Raw genomic sequence first — 16285 nt, 5'->3', positions numbered from 1 at the left:
CGCTTCAGCTTTGTGAAGGCTGCCGGGCCGCGAGTGGAGAGGCCGTGAAGGCCCCCCACACAAACTGAACGAAACCCTAGCGAATCCTTACCATGCCCCTGGAACGCATCCTTCCCATCGCCCTGCTGCTGGGCTCGAACGTCTTCATGACCTTCGCCTGGTACGGGCACCTGAAGTACAAGTCCGCGCCGCTGGCGGTGGCGATCTTCGCCAGCTGGGGCATCGCCTTCTTCGAGTACTGCCTGATGGTGCCGGCCAACCGGATGGGCAGCGCAGTCTACTCGGCGCCCCAGCTCAAGGGCATGCAGGAGGTCATCACGCTGCTGGTCTTCGCCGGCTTCTCGACGTGGTATCTCGGCCAGCCGCTGAAATGGAACCACTGGGCGGGCTTCGCGATGATCGTCGTGGCGGCCTGGTTGATCTTCCTGGATTGAGTGGAGCCCGGGCGGCGCGTCCTAGAACCGGATCTTCCCGCTCAGGATGTCCTTGAACATCACCCAGTCGCCGACGAACGAATAGAACGGGTGCTTGAACGTCGCCGGCCGGTTCTTCTCGAAGAAGAAATGCCCGACCCATGCGAAGCCGTAGCCGCACAGCAGCGCGGCCAGCAGCCACCACGCGTTGCCCCGCACGATCGCCAGCGCGACCAGCGCCAGCACGCCGCAGCTGCCGATGAAATGCAGCCGCCGGCTGGTGCGATGGCTGTGTTCGCTCAGGTAGAACGGGTAGAACTCGCGGAAGCTCGAAAAGCGCGACATGCGGTCCTCTCGTGACATTGCGCTGCGGGCGGCACTCAGGCCTTTTCGTCGGCCTTGGCGCGATTCCAGAGGCGATCCTGCGCCTGCAGCGGCAGGTCGGCAAGCGATGTTCCGTCCGCCTGCGCCAGCGCTTCCATCGCGCGGAAACGCCGCTCGAACTTGAGGTTCGCGCGACGCATCGCGGCACCCACGTCGACGTTCGCGTGCCGTGCGAGGTTCGCGCAGACGAACAGCACGTCGCCGATCTCGTCTTCCAGCCGGTCGCGTGCGGCGGCATCGTCGGGATTCGCGTCGAGTGCGGCGAATTCGGCGCGCACCTCGTCGATTTCCTCGTGAAGCTTGGCGAACACCGGCGTCACGTCGGGCCAGTCGAATCCCACGCGCGCGGCGCGCTTCTGGAGCTTCGTCGCGCGCTGCCATTCGGGCAAGCCGCGCGCGATGCCGGCGAGCGCGGAACGGTCTTCGGTACCGTTCGCCTCGCGCTCGCGACGCTTCTGTTCTTCCCAAGCGACGGTCTGCGCGTCGGCGTCTTCCACCGACGCATCGCCGAACACGTGCGGATGCCGGCGCACCATCTTGTCGCAGATCGCCGCGACGACGTCGCCGAACGAGAACGCGCCCTGCTCCGACGCCATCTGCGCATGGAAGACCACCTGCAGCAGCAGGTCGCCGAGTTCGTCCTTCAGGTCCGCCAGGTCGCCACGATCGATCGCGTCGGCGACCTCATACGCTTCCTCGATCGTGTACGGCGCGATCGTGGCGAAGTCCTGTTCCAGATCCCACGGGCAACCGCCTACCGGATCGCGAAGGCGGGACATGATGTGGAGCAGGGATTGGATGTCGTCGGGGTTGTGCACGTGTTCGCTCCGCTGAGCGTTGCTGCGTGTTTCGGCTGTCATTCCCGCGAAGGCGGGAATCCATGCATCCCGGGGGATCATGCCGTCCGGGAACTACGGCGCCATCCATTCCCGCCATGGCAGCGCCACATCGCCCAGCCCGATGAAGTCGCCGTTGAGGATCCGCTCGCGCTGGTTGTAGCGGAACGGGCGTCCCTGCGGATCGAGCACCGCGCCGCCCGCGCCTTCGAGCACGCACTGGCCGGCGGCCGTGTCCCATTCGCTGGTCGGGCCGAAACGCGGATACACGTCGAGCGTGCCTTCGGCGAGCTTGCAGAACTTCAGCGACGAGCCGAGCCCGACCGGCTCGGTCTCGCCCATGCGGTCGATGAACGCCTGCGTGCGGCTGTCGCGATGCGAACGGCTCGCCGCCACACGCAGCGGCGCGGTGGCCGGCGCGCGCACGCGGATCGCGGTTTCGCCCGAACCCAGCCGACGGAACGCGCCAATGTTCGCACCGCCATGCCACAGCTCGCCCGTCACCGGCGCCTGCACGACGCCCCACACGGCCACGCCATCGACGATCAACGCGATGTTCACCGTGAACTCGCCGTTGCGCTTGACGAACTCGCGCGTGCCGTCGAGCGGGTCGACCAGCCACAAGCGCTGCCATTGCCGCCGCGTCGCGGTCGGAACCTCGTGCGCGGATTCCTCCGACAGCACGGGAATCTCGGGCGTGATCCGCGCCAACCCGTCGACGATGCAGCGATGCGCGGCGAGATCGGCGGCGGTGAGCGGCGAATCGTCGTCCTTGTGCTGCACGGCGAATTCGCTGTCGTAGATGCCCAGGATCGCGGACGCGGCATCGTGCGCCAGTGCGATCACATCCTCGCGGATCGCGGCATCGAGGTGTACAGGTGACGTCATCGGGATTGCATCCTCAGCCACTCGCGGGCGATGAACAGGGCGGCGATGCTGCGGCCTTCGGAGAAGTCCTCGCGCAGGATCAGTTCGTGCAGCGCGTCGAGCTTCCACGGCACGACTTCGAGTTCTTCCGGCTCGTCGCCGGGCAGGCGCTCGGGATACAGGTCGCGCGCGATCACCAGGTGCGCCTGATGGCTCATGTACGTCGGCGCGAGCGTCAGCGCGCGCAGCACGCGCACGTCGCGCGCGCCGTAGCCGGCTTCTTCCTTCAGTTCGCGGTCGGCCGCCTGCTCGGGCGTCTCGCCGGCGTCGATGCGGCCCTTCACCAGTCCCAGCTCGTAGCGATGCACGCCGGCCGCGTACTCGCGCACGAGCAGCACGGTGTCCTCGTCGATCATCGGCACCACGACCACCGCGCCGTGCCCGCGCCCGTGCAGGCGTTCGTAGTGGCGGCGCTCGCCGTTGGCGAATTCCAGGTCGAGGCGTTCGAGCCGGTACGGGCCGGCGTCGTGTTCGGTGATGCGGTGGATGGTGGGCAGACGACGCGACATGCGGGCTCCGGAATGCCATCCGAGCGGGCGCGTGCGTCGGGCGTGGAAGGTCCCGGCCGGTCGCGCGGCTAGAATGGCGGGATGCAGCGAATGGACCACATCATAGCGCGCGACGACACAGCGGCCGCCTGGCGCGAGCGCGACCTGGCGGTGCTATGGCACCCGTGCACGCAGATGCGCGAACACCTCGATCCCGCCGGCACCCTGCCCCTGTTGCCCGTCGAACGCGGCGAAGGCGCGTGGCTGATCGGCCGCGACGGGCGGCGTTACCTCGACGCGATCAGCAGCTGGTGGACCAACCTCTTCGGCCACGCCGAGCCGCGCATCGCCGCGGCGATCGCGCGCCAGGCGACGACGCTGGAGCACGTGATCCTCGCCGGCGTCTCGCACGCGCCGGCGGTCGAACTCGCCGAGAAGCTGCTGTCCATCGCGCCGCGCGAGGTCGGCCGCGACCCGCTGGCGAAGGTGTTCTATGCCGACAACGGCTCGGCCGGGGTCGAAGTCGCGCTGAAGATGGCCTTCCACTGGTTCCGCAATCGCGGCATCGACGGGCGCACGAAGTTCATCGCGCTGGACAACGGCTACCACGGCGAAACGCTGGGCGCACTGGCGGTCGGCGACATCCCGCTGTATCGCCGCGTCTACGCGCCGCTGCTGGCCGAGGCGATGTTCGCTCCCTCGCCGGACGCATATCTGTGCGAGGAAGGCGAAACGCCGGCGCAGCGCGCGCATCGCGCGGCGGACGCGCTGGCGGAGCTGCTCGAACGCCACGCGGGCGAAGTCTGCGCGCTGATCCTCGAACCGCGCGTGCAATGCGCCGGCGGCATGCGCATGCACGATCCGGCGTACCTCAAGCGTGCGCGCGAACTGTGCGACGCGCACGGCGTGTTCCTGATCTGCGACGAGATCGCCGTCGGTTTCGGCCGCACCGGCACGCTGTTCGCGTCCGAACAATCCGGCGTGCAGCCCGACCTGCTGTGCCTGTCGAAAGGCCTGACTGGCGGCGCGTTGCCGCTGGCGGCGGTGCTGGCGACGCAGTCGATCTACGACGGCTTCCTCGACGAATCGCGCGAGAAGGCCTTTCTGCATTCGCACAGCTACACCGGCAATCCGCTCGCGTGCGCAGCGGCGCTGGCGTCGATGGCGATCCTCGAGCAGGACGACGTGATCCTGCGCAATCGCGATACGTCGCAACGTTTGGCGACGCTCGCTGCGCCGTTCGCGGACCATCCGCATGTCGCCGACGTACGCCAGGCCGGCATGATCGTCGCCTTCGAACTCACGCGCGGTGGCGACAAGCGCACGCCGTTCGATGCAGGCGCGCGCATCGGTCTTCGCGCGTATCGCGCCGCGCTCGAACGTGGCGTGCTGCTGCGCCCGCTCGGCGACGTCCTGTACTGGATGCCGCCGTATTGCGTCGACGACGACGCGCTGCAACTGCTTGCCGACACAACGCGTGCGGCGATCGACCACGCCACCGAGGAGGCCGCATGCGCCTGACCCGCGTCCACGTCGACGAATCGCTCAGCGTCGGCCGCGAAGTCGCTCTGCCGGAAAGCGCGGCGGCGCATCTCGTGCGCGTGTTGCGTCTGGGCGTCGGCGATGCCTGCGTACTGTTCAACGGCGACGGCCACGATTACGCCGCGCGCATCGTGTCCTCGACCAAGCGCGAACTGCGCGTGGCGATCGAATCGTCCGAGGCGGTGTCGCGCGAATCGCCGCTGAAGCTCGTGCTGCTGCAGGGCGTGGCGCGCGGCGAGAAGATGGACCTGATCCTGCAGAAGGCCACCGAACTGGGCGCGACCGCGTTTCATCCGCTGTGGTCGCAGCGCAGCGAGGTGAAGCTCGACGAGGCGCGCGCGGAGAAGCGGCTGGCGCATTGGCGCAGCGTCGTATCGTCGGCGTGCGAGCAGAGCGGCCGTGCGTTCGTGCCGGAGGTCGTCGCGCCGGTGTCGCTTTCGGCCGCGCTGGCCGCGCTTCCGGCGGGTGGACTGCGCCTGATCCTCGATCCCGATGGCGAATTCTCGTTCGGCACGCTCGACCTGGATGTCGCGCAACCGGTGTACGTGGCGATCGGCCCGGAAGGCGGCTGGTCCGATCTCGACCGAACGCAACTGCGCGCCGCAGGGTTCCGCGGCCTGAAGCTGGGGCCGCGCATCCTTCGCACCGAAACCGCCGGGCTGGCGGCGATTGCGGCGTTGCAGGCGAAGTTCGGGGATCTTAGCTAGCGCGACCAGGAAGCGACTCGGAGGATCACCTCTGCTTACGCAGAGATGCATTCGCGGACACGCTGCGATAGACGATCAGTGGTTGCACAAGCACACGAGGAAAGCGGCATGTGCGTATCATCTGCTCGAATCCATCGAATCCCCTGAATAGCCCTCTAAATCCGTTCTCAACAGTTTCGGCGCTGCCACTCTCGCCATCTGCAAACTCCGCAAGGGGATTGAACGTATCGACGAGTTCAGTGGGAACCGACGTAATCACACCGATCATCGAGAGCGGCTCTGTCGGGACGGACCCATAAGTGAAGTGAAAGGAACCGGCGTCGGTATCTTCAAAGCATTCTCGCTTGAGGTGCCCAAAAACGTGCTCGTCTGCCCGCTCAAGCGATGGATAGACGCGAAGATTGATGATCCCCGGGAGGAAGGTATCAATCCATGTTCTCAACCCATCGAGGATCCATTGATCGACTCCGTCGATGGTTTTCACTTCTGCGAGCGCGTCAGTAATCTCCGCACGGAGCTTCCGTACCTCTGCTTCCGCGGCCGCTCGCCGGTTTCGATCCTTCTCCTGTTTCGCGCTGTGAGCAATGGACTCAATGCGGGATTCAAGATCCATGAAGGCCGGCGCACGTCGAACACCGGCTTGAATGCTAGTGTTGACCACCTTGGTGATCGCCGGAAAATCAGCAGCAACACTTTTGATTCGCTCGTAATCCTCGACCACGGCCCGGCCGGTCACTTTCACGCAAAGCGCTGTTTTCAATAGCTCACGCACTTCTGGATTGCGCAAAGATGATGGCGGCCGCAGCGAGTCCAGATCGAGAAGGTGGCCCTGAGAACTCAGCCCTTCCTCGAGTTCGCGCAGAATTGAGTGATGTGGCTTGATGACTTCCTTGATTCCGCTTCTCTCATCAGCGGTGCCACCCGCATCGTGCCGAAACACTCGAAAATCATACGAGCGCTTGTTGTCGGAGCTTTGAGCTCGCTCGTTCGTAGTTTCCCTCGATTCGATAACTCCACCCGTGAGTTGACTGTAGAGGGAGATCACTTTCGGGAGATCGACGTATAGATAGTCGTATAGCAAGCCTTCTCTCCAATCTGATGCGTGCATCTATATCTTGAAGTAGACCTTCCGCGCATCCAGCACCCGCACGACGATCCACCACACCAGCACGAAGGCGACGGCGTACGCCAACGACGCCACGTGTGGGCCGAAGCGCGGCGTGATCCAGCCGGCGAACGCATGCTGGTATAGCGGATCGAGCCAGCCGAAGGCGACCAGCGCGTAGAGCATGAACGCCGAGCCGGCGTAGGCGGCGATCGCATTCACGCCGAAGGCGCGGCCGAGCGGCGGCCAGCCGCGCAGGTCGATGAGCGAGTGGAACAGCGCGAGGATCCAGCACGCGAGGCCACCGGTCCACAGCACGTACGACGGCGTCCACAGGTTCTTGTTGAGCGGCTGCCATAGCGACCACGCGAGGCCCGCTGCGATCGCGAGTGCACCTGCCATCACCAGCGTGCGGCGGTCGCCGCGACGCAGCCAGTCGCCTGCGCGCAGGCCGAACAGCGTCGTCGCCAATGCCCCGAGCGTGCTGACGAGCCCTTCGGGATCGTGGCCGCGACCGGTCGCCGGATCGAGCTGGTAGACGTGAACGCCGAGCAGTGCGTGGTCGATGCGGCTGGCGATGTTCACGAACGGCTCCAGCGTGCCGCCTGCCGCGAGCAGCGCGCCGTACGCCAGCAGAAGCGCGGCGAAGGCCACCCATTGCGTGCGTGGCCGCGTGTGCAGCGCAAGCACGCCGACGGCTGCGAAACACAGGCCGATGCGCTGCAGTACGCCCGGCACGCGGTAGTGCGCCAGGTCGAACGCCCACAGCGCGCACAGGTGCAGCAGCAACCCGAGGCCGAGGATGCGTGCGCCGCGGACGAGCACGGTCTTCGTGAGCGCGCGGCGGTCATCGCCGCGCTCGACGCGCGGCATCAGCGCGAGCGCGATCGACACGCCGACGATGAAGAGGAACATCGGGAAGATCAGATCGGTCGGCGTGAAGCCGTGCCAAGCGGCGTGCTCGAGCGGCGCGTAGACATGTCCCCAGTCGCCGGGGTTATTCACCAGCAGCATCGCCGCGACGGTCAGGCCGCGCAGCGCATCGACAGAGGCGTAACGCGCAGCACTTCGACGCTGCACGCCGACGGCGTTCGCGTCGGCGCGCGGTGCAGGTTCGAGCTTCGTGTCGAGCCCCGGCACCGGGGTTCGGCTCAAGCGGCCTGCGCCTGCGCGAGCGCGATTCCGATCTGGTCTTCGATCGTGCCGAGATCGGGCAGGAACGCCGCGTCTTCGTTCAGCAGCACGCGCGCCTGCACGCCGTTGGGCAGTGCATTGTGGTCGTCGACGACCATCAGCGTGTCGCGGGCCACGGTGACCAGGCGCGGGAAGCCCTGCGTCAGCAGTGCGAAGTACGGAGTGCGGCGGCCTTCGATCGGCGTGTTTCCGCCCAGCGCGCGCAGCACCAGCACCTTGCTGCCCAGGCCACCGCGCTCGTTCGCCAGGCCCGAAAAGCGGCCGAAGGCGATCAGCGGCAGCTGCCAGCCGCGCCAGCGGATGCGGCCCAGCAGCCAGTCCGGTGCGCCGGCGACGGCGTCCGGTTCGGCGTAGGACAGCACCTCGGCGATGGTCGCGTTGGGAAGCAGCAGGCGCCCGCCGGCGACCTGGATGAGGACGCCCCGGATGTCGTTTTCGGTAGCGCCGGAAGCTTGGACGTGTTCGGTGGCCATGTCGTGTTCCTTGTCGCTCAGCGCCAGCGTTCGGCCAAGCGTGCCGACAGGTCGGCAGGCTGGCCCGATTGCGCGCCGCGCGCGATGAGTGCCGATGCCGCGGCCGCGTCGTAGCAGCCGTCCGCCGCCTGGCCAGCGACGAGCGCGCCGCTGCCGGACAGCTTCATTGCCGCATCGACCTGCGCCGGATCGGCGCCGCTGAGCATCAGCACCGCGGAGTCGCCCGGCGGCAGCATGGCGAGCACGTCGCCACCGCCTTCGACGAAGCGCATGCCCGACTCGCTCACCGTGATGCCGATGTCGGCCGGGAGGATGTAGATCGTGCCGGCCATGGCGATGAGGCCCGGCTCGGCCAGGCGCACCTGCAACGGCGTGGCGCGCTGCATCTGCGCGACGAGTCGGTCGTAACGGCCGCCATCGAGGCGCTGCTGCACGAGCACCGGGCGCGGGAATTCTTCTGGCAGGCCGCCAAGCAGCTGGCGCACCGCATCCGGACCGCCGATGCCGGCGAGCACCAGGATCGCGCCGCCCAACTGCGCCACCACGCGGTCCTCGACCAGTTCGAGCGAGGAAATGCGGCGCTCGATGTCGCCCAGGTCGCGCTGGAATTTGTGGTTCGGGTCGGCGTCGCGCGCGACGGACGCGGCGGCGTCGGTGGTGTCGTCGGTGAACGACCAGTCGGGCGCGGCCGGCGTTTCCGGCTTTGGCGCAGCCGGCGCGGACGCACCATCGCGACTGGCCTCGAACATCAGCACCGGAGCGGCGGCCGCAGCCGGCGCGTCGAACACGGGCGTTTCGATGACCTCGGGAAGCGAGGCTTCCAGCGTCGGGGCGTCGAAGACGGGCGATTCGAACACGGGCGTCGTGGTTTCAGCCACTTCGTAGTCGAAGCTCGATTCGAACGGCTGCACCACCAGTTCGGCGGATACGTCGATGGCGTCGGCCGCAACCATCGGCGCGTCGGACGCGAACGTCAGTTCGATGTCGGTCAGCACCGGTGCCAGTTCGACCGGCTCGGCGTCGAAGCCCGCTTCGGCGGCGACGGGGTCGAAGGGGCTGTAGCTGGCTTCGTGCGTGTACTGGACCTGCGGTTCGTCCGCGGCCAGTTCCAGTGTGGATTCGGCGACTGCCACGTGCTCCACGGCATCGAGCGCCATGGCGGCCTGCACCACGGGCGTCTCTTCGACCGGAGCAAGCGAGAGCGCCGCAAACGGAGCGGCCTCGACGGGCGCCGGCGCGATGGCAGGCGCTTGAACCGGCGCGACGGCGCGCGGCGCTTCGACGGGCGGGACCGGAGCGACGGCCTCGGCCGGACGCTGCACGATCGGCTCCGGCGGTTCCATGCCTTCGGGTTCATGGCCCGGCGGCAGGACGTCGCCATGGCCGTGCAGTTTCGCGCCGAGATGACGCGCCCAACGCGCCAGGTCCCAGCCCTCGCGCGTGGCCGCCAGCGCGGCTTCCTCGTAGATCACTTCGACCGACGGATCGGCGAGCACCGGATCGAACTTCTCGATCACGTCTTCGGTGACCGGATCCAGCGCGACGACGATCACCTGCGGCGCAACCTGCCCCAGCGCTTCGAGTTGCAGCGTGGTCGGATCGGCTTCCAGGACGACGTGCGCGCCTGCGTCGGACAAGGCCGAACGCAGTCGTTCGCAGGCTGCGCCCGGTCGCGCCAGAAGGACCGCGCGACGGGAGGACTCACTCATTCCGCGTCGCCCCCGCATCGATGCCCAGCAGGTCGTACACGTTGCGCATCAGTTCCGGCTCCTGGTACGGCTTGCCCAGGTAGCGCTCCACGCCGATCTCGAACGCGCGCTGGCGATGCTTGTCGCCGGTACGCGAAGTGATCATCACGATCGGCACGCCGCGCAGGCGCGCGTCGCCCTTCATCGCGGTGGCGAGCTCGTAGCCGTCCATGCGCGGCATTTCGATGTCCAGCAGCATCAGGTCGGGAACGCGCTCGACCATGCGCTCCAGCGCGTCGATGCCGTCCTTCGCGGTGAGGACCTCGAGGTTGTGGCGTTCGAGCACGCGGCCGGTGACCTTGCGCATCGTGACCGAGTCGTCGACCACCATGACCAGCGGAACGCGGCGCGTTTCGACCGTCGCGACCGGCGCGACGACATGGTCGCGCGGCAGCAGCGCCTGGCGGCGCACCAGCGGTGCGACGTCGAGGATCACCACCACGCGGCCGTCGCCCATGATGGTCGCGCCGAAGATGCCCGGCACCGACGCCACCTGCGGACCGACCGGCTTCACCACGATTTCGCGGTTGCCGACGACCTGGTCGACGCACACCGCGGCGCGCAGGTCGCCCGAACGGATCAGCAGCAGCGGCATCTGCAGCGCGCCTTCGGCCTTGGCGGTGCCATGGCCGACCAGCGTGCCGAGGTCGTGCACCGCGTAGTCCTCGCCGCCGTAGCGGTAGGTCGCGTCGACCATGTCCAGGCGATCGCGGGCTATGCGGCCCACGCCGCGGACCGACGCGATCGGCACGGCGAAGGTGGTCTCGCCGATGCGCACGAACACCGCCTGCGTGACAGCCAGCGTCTGCGGCAGGCGCAGCGTGAAGGTAACGCCCTTGCCGGGGACGGACGCGATGTCCAGCGTGCCGCCGAGCTGGCGGACTTCGCTGGCGACGACGTCCATGCCCACGCCGCGGCCGGCTAGGCGGCTGACCGATTCGGCGGTGGAGAAGCCCGGTTCCAGGATCAGCGCGTCGATCGCGGCGTCGGACAGCGTGGCGCCTTCCGGCACCAGGCCACGCTCGTGGCCGCGGCGCAGGATCGCCTCGCGATTGAGGCCGGCGCCATCGTCGCCGACTTCAAGCACGACTTCCGAACCTTCGCGGCGCACCGCGATGCGGATCGTGCCTTCGTCCGGCTTGCCGGCCTTTTTGCGCTTGTCCGGCGTTTCCAGGCCATGCGCGACGGCGTTGCGGAGCATGTGCTCCAGCGGCGCGGTCATGCGCTCGAGCACGTTGCGGTCGAGTTCGCCCTGGGTGCCGTCGAGCTTGAGCGCGACATGCTTGCCCAGTTCGCCCGACGCCTGGCGCACGACGCGGCGCAGGCGCGGCAGCAGCCCGTCGAACGGCACCATGCGCGTGCGCATGAGGCCTTCCTGCAGGTCCGAGCTCACGCGCGACTGCTGCAGCAGCAGCGTTTCGTACTGGCGCGTCAGGTCGTCGAGCGTGGTCTGCAGGCTGACCTGGTCGGCCGCCGATTCGGCGAGCGCGCGGGACAGCTGCTGCAGCGTCGAGAAGCGGTCGAGTTCAAGCGGATCGAATGCCTGCTCGCCGTCGTCGCCCTCGCGCTGGTAGCGCGCGACGATCTGCGCTTCGGTTTCGATTTCCAGGCGACGCAGCTGGTCGCGCATACGCGTGTTCGTCGCCGCCATTTCGGCGATGGCGCCACGGAATGCACCGAGCTGCTGCTCCAGGCGGGCGCGGTAGATCGCGACCTCACCGGCGTAGTTGACGAGGCGGTCCAGCAGGTCGGCGCGGATACGCACCTGTTCCTGCGGGGCGCGCACGCCGATGTCGTCGTCGTCGGTCAGCGGCTGGTCGCTGATCGGCGCCGACAGCGGCTTGAGGTCGACGTGATGCGGCTCGTCGTGCGCGGCCTCGACGACCGGCGCGGCGGGCTTCGCCGTCGCGACGACCGGAGCGGCGGCCTGCGCGGCAGCGGCCAGGTCGCCCAGCGTCGTCTCGCCGCGCGAACGCGCGTCGAACTCGGCGATGAGCGCTTCGGGCATCGCAATCGCGCGGCGGTCGCCGACGCGGGTGACCATCGCATGCAGGCGGTCGAATCCGCGCTCGAGCAGCGGCACGCCGTCGCGGCCGAGTTCGCAGCGGTTTTCCACCACGCCTTCGAGCAGCGATTCCATGGCGTGGCCGAGTTCGCCCACGGCCATGATGCCGGCCATGCGCGCGCCACCCTTGATGGTGTGCAGGTCGCGCTGCAGGCCGACCAGCGATTCGCGCTCGGTCGGCGCCTCGCGCAGCTGCGCGAGCAGGCCGTCGGAGTGGTCCAGCAGGTCGCTGGCTTCCTCGACGAAGATGTCGACCAGTTCCGGGTCGAGCTCGCTCAGGTCCAGCGCTTCGTCCGGATCGTCGGCACCGGCCAGCGCCTGCGCGATGAGCGCGGCCACGGCCGGCTCCTGCGCCTCGATGGACGGAATGGATGCGAAGTCGTGCGCCGGTGCGTCGGAAGGCAGCTCGGCCAGCGCGTCCTGCGTGAGTTCCTGCGCCTCGGGCAGCTCGTCGCGCATGTCGCCGATCGCGGGCGCGTCGACGAAGGCGTGGCCGACGGCTGCCGCTTCCAGCGAAGCGGCTTCGATCGCCGCATGCTGTTCGCTCGCGACGCGATCGGCTTCGGCGTATTCGGCCTCCAGGCGCGCGTACTCGGCTTCCTCGTCGGCGATGCGCGCCGCTTCCAGGCGCTCGGCTTCGAGGCGCTCGGTGGCGATGCGTTCGGCTTCCAGCAGCTGCGCTTCGATACGCTGCTGTTCGGCAAGCGCGGCGGCGGCCTGGCGCTCGGCCATGGCGGCCTCGACGGCCGCCTGATGCGCGGCTTCGGCGGCGAGGCGCTCGGCGCGTTCTTCGGCTGCGCGCTCTTCGGCGAGACGTTCGGCTTCGGCCTGCTCGGCGGCAAGACGTTCGGCCTGGATGCGCTCGGACTCGACGCGCTCCGCTTCGGCGCGTGCTGCTTCTTCGGCAGCGGCGTGTTCGGCGGCGAGACGCTCGGCTTCGATGCGCGCGGCTTCTTCCGCCGCGGCACGCTCGGCGTCCGCACGTGCGGCTTCGGCCAGCTCCGCGGCGATGCGCTCGGCTTCGGCGGCCTCGGCAGCGAGCAGTTCGGCTTCGCGACGCTCCGCTTCGGCGCGCGCATCTTCCTCGCGCTTGAGCAGTGCCAGGCGTTCGGCTTCGCGCTGCTGTTCTTCCAGCGCAAAACGCTCCGCTTCCAGGCGTTCGACTTCGATGCGCTCGGCGTTGGCGCGCTCGATCGCCTCGCGCTCGGCCTCGATGCGGCGGGCTTCGGCCAGCTCGGTCTCGATGCGCTCGGCGTGCGCCGGATCGGACAGGTAGTCCGGGCCGACATCGGCGGCCAGGTCGGTGAACTCGCTCAGGTCGATCGCGGTGAACGCGTGCTCGGCCTCGACCGCTTCCTGCGGCATCGGCTGGCGCGCGTCCGGCAGGCTGTCGCGCAGGGCGCGCATGCGATCGGCAAGGCCGGCGAACACCGGAATGCGCGGCGCCGGCGTCTTCAGCGTCGCCAGCGTGCGGCGGATCGCGTCGGCGACCTCGCCCATCGCGGCCACACCCTCGGCGCTGGCGGGCTGGCCGGAGGCCAGCAGGCGCTTCACGTACACCTCGGTCGGACCGGTGATCTCGGTGATCACCGGCACTTCGGTCATCGCGAAGGCACCGTTGAGCGTGTGGAACGCGCGCTGCAGGCCATCGTCGGCCGGCTGCGGCTGCGGCTGCGAGGCCGCCAGCCACTGCTCGATCGTGGCGAGGTGGCCGCTGACTTCGGCGTCCAGGATCTCCAGCAGCACCGAGTCGACCGACGCCGGCACGCCTGGTTCGGGCTCCAGCACCGGTGCGATGTCTTCGGCCGCCAGCTCCGGCGCGGGCACGTCGTCGAAGCTGATTTCCTCGACTTCGATGGCGCTGTCCAGGCCGTCGAAGCTGACCGCTTCGAGCGTGATTTCTTCCGCCAGCGGCTCGAAGACCGGCTCGACGACAGGCTCGATCGGCTCGACCACCGGTTCCACGACCGCTTCGGCCTTGGGCGGCGCGGGCGTGTACGGCGTTTCGTCACCTTCGGCCAGACGGTCGGCGTGGGCTTCCATCGCAGGCAGGTCGGCGGTGATGGCGCCTTCGTTGCGCAGTGCGGCGTGCAGCTGCGGCAGCGTGGCGTAGGCATGGCCGACCAGGCCGATGACCGCCGGGCTCGCCGGACGCGTGCCGTCGAGCACGCGGTTGAGCAGGTTCTCGATCTTCCAGCTGAATTCGCCAAGCGTCTTGGCGCCGACCAGGCGGCCGGACCCCTTCAGCGTGTGGAACACGCGGCGGATCGGGCGCAGGCGCTCGCTGTCTTCCGGCAGCGCGTGCCATTCGGGCAGCAGGTCGCCGAGATGGCGGATTTCCTCGTCGAGTTCCTCGAGGAAGACTTCGCGGATTTCGTCGTCGATGTCGTCGCTGTGTTCGAAGCCGCCGGCGGCGATCTGCTGCGGCGTGCTCGCGACCGGCGCGGGAGCCGGCACCGGAGTCGGCGCGGTCGGCGCCGCGGCGGCCACCTGCGCGACCGGCACTTCGGCGGCTAGCGTCGGCGACGGCGCCAGCGCATTGGCGTCGAACGCCGGTGCGGTCGGGGTGCCGAGCGTGATTTCGTCGGTCAGTTCGAAGTCCGGAACGCGCGCCAGCTCCTCGCGGCTGATCGGCGAGCTCGGCGCCATCGTGGCGGCGATGTCGAATTCCGGCAGCGGCCAGTAGCGCAGCGTTTCCAGGCTCTGGCGCGTGATGTCGAGGATGTGGTTGCGGTTCGGGCGCTGCTCGCGCAGCGCTTCGAGGTAGTACTCCAGGCTCGCTAGCGCGTCGGCGAGCGTATCCAGCTGCTGGCCGTTGGGCACGCGCTTGCGGCCGATCAGCTCGACCTCGGTGTAGCGCTTCACGCCGCTGAGGTAGTCGGCCGGCTGCGGCAGCTCGAGCATGCGCAGCGCGCCGGCGACTTCGTCCAGCACGCGCGGGACTTCGGCCAGTTCCGCGTGATCCCAGTTGGTTTCGACGAACGCGACGAAGGCCTGGCGCGCATCGCCGAAGTTGGCGATGGCTTCGCGCACGAGCACGTCGAGCACCTTGCGCGCCTCGCCGGCGAGGAGGTCGTCCTCGGCGCCGGCGTCGGGCAGGCCCAGGCGCGAGACCTGGTCGTCCAGCGAGGCGTCGACGTAAAGCAGTGCACCGGCGACGTCGAGCAGCGCGCCTTCGTCGGCCGGACGCTTGCCCGAGACGATGTCGTGCATCGCATCTCGCTGCTGCAGCACGACGGTGCGGGCGACGCCCAGTCCCATCATGCCGAGCGTGTCGCTCACGCGGCCGAGCGCTTCCACCTGCGGCTTGAGTTCGGCGACGTCGGTCTGGCCGGTGCGCAGGTGCAGGTCGAGCGCGTCCTTGACGCGCAGCAGGTCTTCCTTGATCGCCGCGGCGACGGTGTCCAGCAGCGCGCGGTTGCGGCCGGACAGCGAACCGCGGGCGTGTTCGAGTTCGGACTCGCTGGGCAGGTGCGCGGCGAGTTCGAAGGTGTGGCGCAGATCGTCCAGCGCCGGATGGCGACCGTCGCTGTGGGCGACGTGGTACAGCAGCTGGCGGGTCGGTTCGGCGGCGGGTTCCGAGCGATGTGCACCGAAGCCGTCGTCGGCGAGCATCAGGCGTGCTTCGCGCTCCACGCCACCGAAGGCCTGGCGCAGCGCGCGCGTGGCCGGCAGCGCGCCGTCGCGCAGGGCGCCGGCGACGCTGGAAGCGACCCACAGCATGCGGCGCACGGGTTCGAGCACGACTTCGCCGAGCAGGCCGTCGATCGCGGTCGACAGCTTTTCGGGCTGCGACGGGTTGCCGTCTTCCGGCCAGTTCGCCAGCGCATCGCGCAGGGCGGCCAGGTGCGGTGAGGTCGCACCGCGAACGGGTGCGGCCGCCGGCAGCGCGCTCGGCAGGTTCGCCGGCAGCGGACGGTCGAGGTCCGGCGCGAACAGGACGCTTTCGTTGAGGCCCGCCTCGCCGCGCGTGGCGCGCAGTTCGTTGAGCAGCGGCAGCAGCACGATCGGAATGTCGCGATGGCCGCCTTGCAGGCGTTCCAGGTAGTCGGGCAGCAGGACCACGCCGCGCATCAGCGCCGCGCAGGCGTCGTCGCGGTCGGCGACCTTGCCCTGCTGCAGCGCGAGCGCCAGGCGCTCCATTTCCTCGGCCACCATCGCCGGGGCGTACAGCTCGACCATGCGCAGCGTGCCGTGCACCTGGTGCAGCTGTTCGGCGCACTGGCGCATGCGGCTGGCGTCGGCCGGGTTCTCGGCGTACGCCTCGATTTCCTGCTGGGCCTGGCGCAGGGTTTCGTCCAGCTCGGGCTTGATCCAGCCGAGCGTGGTGGTGTCGATGGCTTCGCGCATCACGGTCATCGCTCACCTCGCATGGATGCAAGGTGGCGCGACCTGCGGCCGAG

Annotated in this window: 12 protein-coding genes; 3 read left to right on the top strand and 9 right to left on the bottom strand. The window is 68.8% G+C overall.

What is annotated here, in order from left to right:
- Nucleotides 1-83 precede the first annotated feature (83 nt).
- Complete coding sequence (locus ABIE51_RS05290) at nucleotides 84-434, top strand: DMT family protein (protein ID WP_425477955.1); 351 nt, start codon at nucleotides 84-86, stop codon at nucleotides 432-434.
- A 21-nt stretch (nucleotides 435-455) separates the two neighbouring features.
- Here ABIE51_RS05290 and ABIE51_RS05285 read toward each other — a convergent pair whose 3' ends face one another.
- The 4 genes from ABIE51_RS05285 to nudE are packed head-to-tail and all read right to left on the bottom strand — an operon-like array spanning nucleotide 456 to nucleotide 3069.
- The gene (locus ABIE51_RS05285) at nucleotides 456-758 is read right to left on the bottom strand and encodes an Mpo1-like protein (RefSeq protein ID WP_157029478.1); all 303 of its coding nucleotides are present in this window, start codon (nucleotides 756-758) and stop codon (nucleotides 456-458) included.
- 35 nt (nucleotides 759-793) lie between these two features.
- Nucleotides 794-1657 (bottom strand): nucleoside triphosphate pyrophosphohydrolase, encoded by an 864-nt coding sequence (mazG, locus tag ABIE51_RS05280; protein ID WP_192632482.1) that lies wholly within the window; start codon nucleotides 1655-1657, stop codon nucleotides 794-796.
- A 51-nt stretch (nucleotides 1658-1708) separates the two neighbouring features.
- Nucleotides 1709-2521 carry a 3'(2'),5'-bisphosphate nucleotidase CysQ gene (gene cysQ, locus ABIE51_RS05275; RefSeq protein ID WP_192632481.1) on the bottom strand — a complete coding sequence of 271 codons (813 nt, stop codon included), beginning with the start codon at nucleotides 2519-2521 and terminating at the stop codon, nucleotides 1709-1711.
- Nucleotides 2518-3069, bottom strand: coding sequence for an ADP compounds hydrolase NudE (gene nudE / locus ABIE51_RS05270; RefSeq protein ID WP_115843679.1), 552 nt, complete (start codon nucleotides 3067-3069; stop codon nucleotides 2518-2520). The genes cysQ and nudE overlap by 4 nt, the downstream gene beginning before the upstream one ends.
- A gap of 90 nt (nucleotides 3070-3159) precedes the next feature.
- Between nudE and bioA the strand changes: the two genes are divergently transcribed.
- Both bioA and ABIE51_RS05260 read left to right on the top strand, forming a co-directional pair.
- Nucleotides 3160-4569 (top strand): adenosylmethionine--8-amino-7-oxononanoate transaminase, encoded by a 1410-nt coding sequence (gene bioA / locus ABIE51_RS05265; RefSeq protein ID WP_192632480.1) that lies wholly within the window; start codon nucleotides 3160-3162, stop codon nucleotides 4567-4569.
- Entirely contained in the window at nucleotides 4560-5297 is a 738-nt protein-coding gene (locus ABIE51_RS05260) for a 16S rRNA (uracil(1498)-N(3))-methyltransferase (protein ID WP_192632479.1), read from the top strand. The genes bioA and ABIE51_RS05260 overlap by 10 nt, the downstream gene beginning before the upstream one ends.
- A gap of 25 nt (nucleotides 5298-5322) precedes the next feature.
- Here ABIE51_RS05260 and ABIE51_RS05255 read toward each other — a convergent pair whose 3' ends face one another.
- The 5 genes from ABIE51_RS05255 to ABIE51_RS05235 all read right to left on the bottom strand — a co-directional run bounded on the left by ABIE51_RS05255 (nucleotide 5323) and on the right by ABIE51_RS05235 (nucleotide 16241).
- The gene (locus tag ABIE51_RS05255) at nucleotides 5323-6378 is read right to left on the bottom strand and encodes a DUF6414 family protein (RefSeq protein WP_354503585.1); all 1056 of its coding nucleotides are present in this window, start codon (nucleotides 6376-6378) and stop codon (nucleotides 5323-5325) included.
- 27 nt (nucleotides 6379-6405) lie between these two features.
- Nucleotides 6406-7482 carry an acyltransferase family protein gene (locus ABIE51_RS05250; RefSeq protein ID WP_354504811.1) on the bottom strand — a complete coding sequence of 359 codons (1077 nt, stop codon included), beginning with the start codon at nucleotides 7480-7482 and terminating at the stop codon, nucleotides 6406-6408.
- Between the two features lie 71 nt (nucleotides 7483-7553).
- Entirely contained in the window at nucleotides 7554-8069 is a 516-nt protein-coding gene (locus tag ABIE51_RS05245; protein ID WP_192632477.1) for a chemotaxis protein CheW, read from the bottom strand.
- Nucleotides 8070-8086: 17 nt separating this feature from the next.
- Nucleotides 8087-9778, bottom strand: a complete 1692-nt coding sequence (locus ABIE51_RS05240; RefSeq protein ID WP_192632476.1) for a chemotaxis protein CheB — start codon at nucleotides 9776-9778, stop codon at nucleotides 8087-8089.
- Complete coding sequence (locus ABIE51_RS05235; RefSeq protein WP_354503582.1) at nucleotides 9771-16241, bottom strand: Hpt domain-containing protein; 6471 nt, start codon at nucleotides 16239-16241, stop codon at nucleotides 9771-9773. The genes ABIE51_RS05240 and ABIE51_RS05235 overlap by 8 nt, the downstream gene beginning before the upstream one ends.
- Nucleotides 16242-16285 lie beyond the last annotated feature (44 nt).

It is taken from the genome of Lysobacter sp. OAE881 (genome assembly GCF_040546665.1).
Taxonomy (GTDB): Bacteria; Pseudomonadota; Gammaproteobacteria; order Xanthomonadales; family Xanthomonadaceae; genus Lysobacter_J; species Lysobacter_J soli.
The sequence above is the reverse complement of the archived record's forward strand: the minus strand, read 5'-3'. Positions and strand labels throughout refer to the sequence as shown.

What these genes read in the sequence shown, in the direction of transcription:
- ABIE51_RS05285 (WP_157029478.1), bottom strand. Translation starts at nt 758, where the DNA reads ATGTCGCGCTTTTCGAGCTTCCGCGAGTTCTACCCGTTCTACCTGAGC.
- mazG (WP_192632482.1), bottom strand. Translation starts at nt 1,657, where the DNA reads ATGACAGCCGAAACACGCAGCAACGCTCAGCGGAGCGAACACGTGCAC.
- cysQ (WP_192632481.1), bottom strand. Translation starts at nt 2,521, where the DNA reads ATGACGTCACCTGTACACCTCGATGCCGCGATCCGCGAGGATGTGATC.
- nudE (WP_115843679.1), bottom strand. Translation starts at nt 3,069, where the DNA reads ATGTCGCGTCGTCTGCCCACCATCCACCGCATCACCGAACACGACGCC.
- bioA (WP_192632480.1), top strand. Translation starts at nt 3,160, where the DNA reads ATGGACCACATCATAGCGCGCGACGACACAGCGGCCGCCTGGCGCGAG.
- ABIE51_RS05260 (WP_192632479.1), top strand. Translation starts at nt 4,560, where the DNA reads ATGCGCCTGACCCGCGTCCACGTCGACGAATCGCTCAGCGTCGGCCGC.
- ABIE51_RS05245 (WP_192632477.1), bottom strand. Translation starts at nt 8,069, where the DNA reads ATGGCCACCGAACACGTCCAAGCTTCCGGCGCTACCGAAAACGACATC.
- ABIE51_RS05240 (WP_192632476.1), bottom strand. Translation starts at nt 9,778, where the DNA reads ATGAGTGAGTCCTCCCGTCGCGCGGTCCTTCTGGCGCGACCGGGCGCA.
- ABIE51_RS05235 (WP_354503582.1), bottom strand. Translation starts at nt 16,241, where the DNA reads ATGACCGTGATGCGCGAAGCCATCGACACCACCACGCTCGGCTGGATC.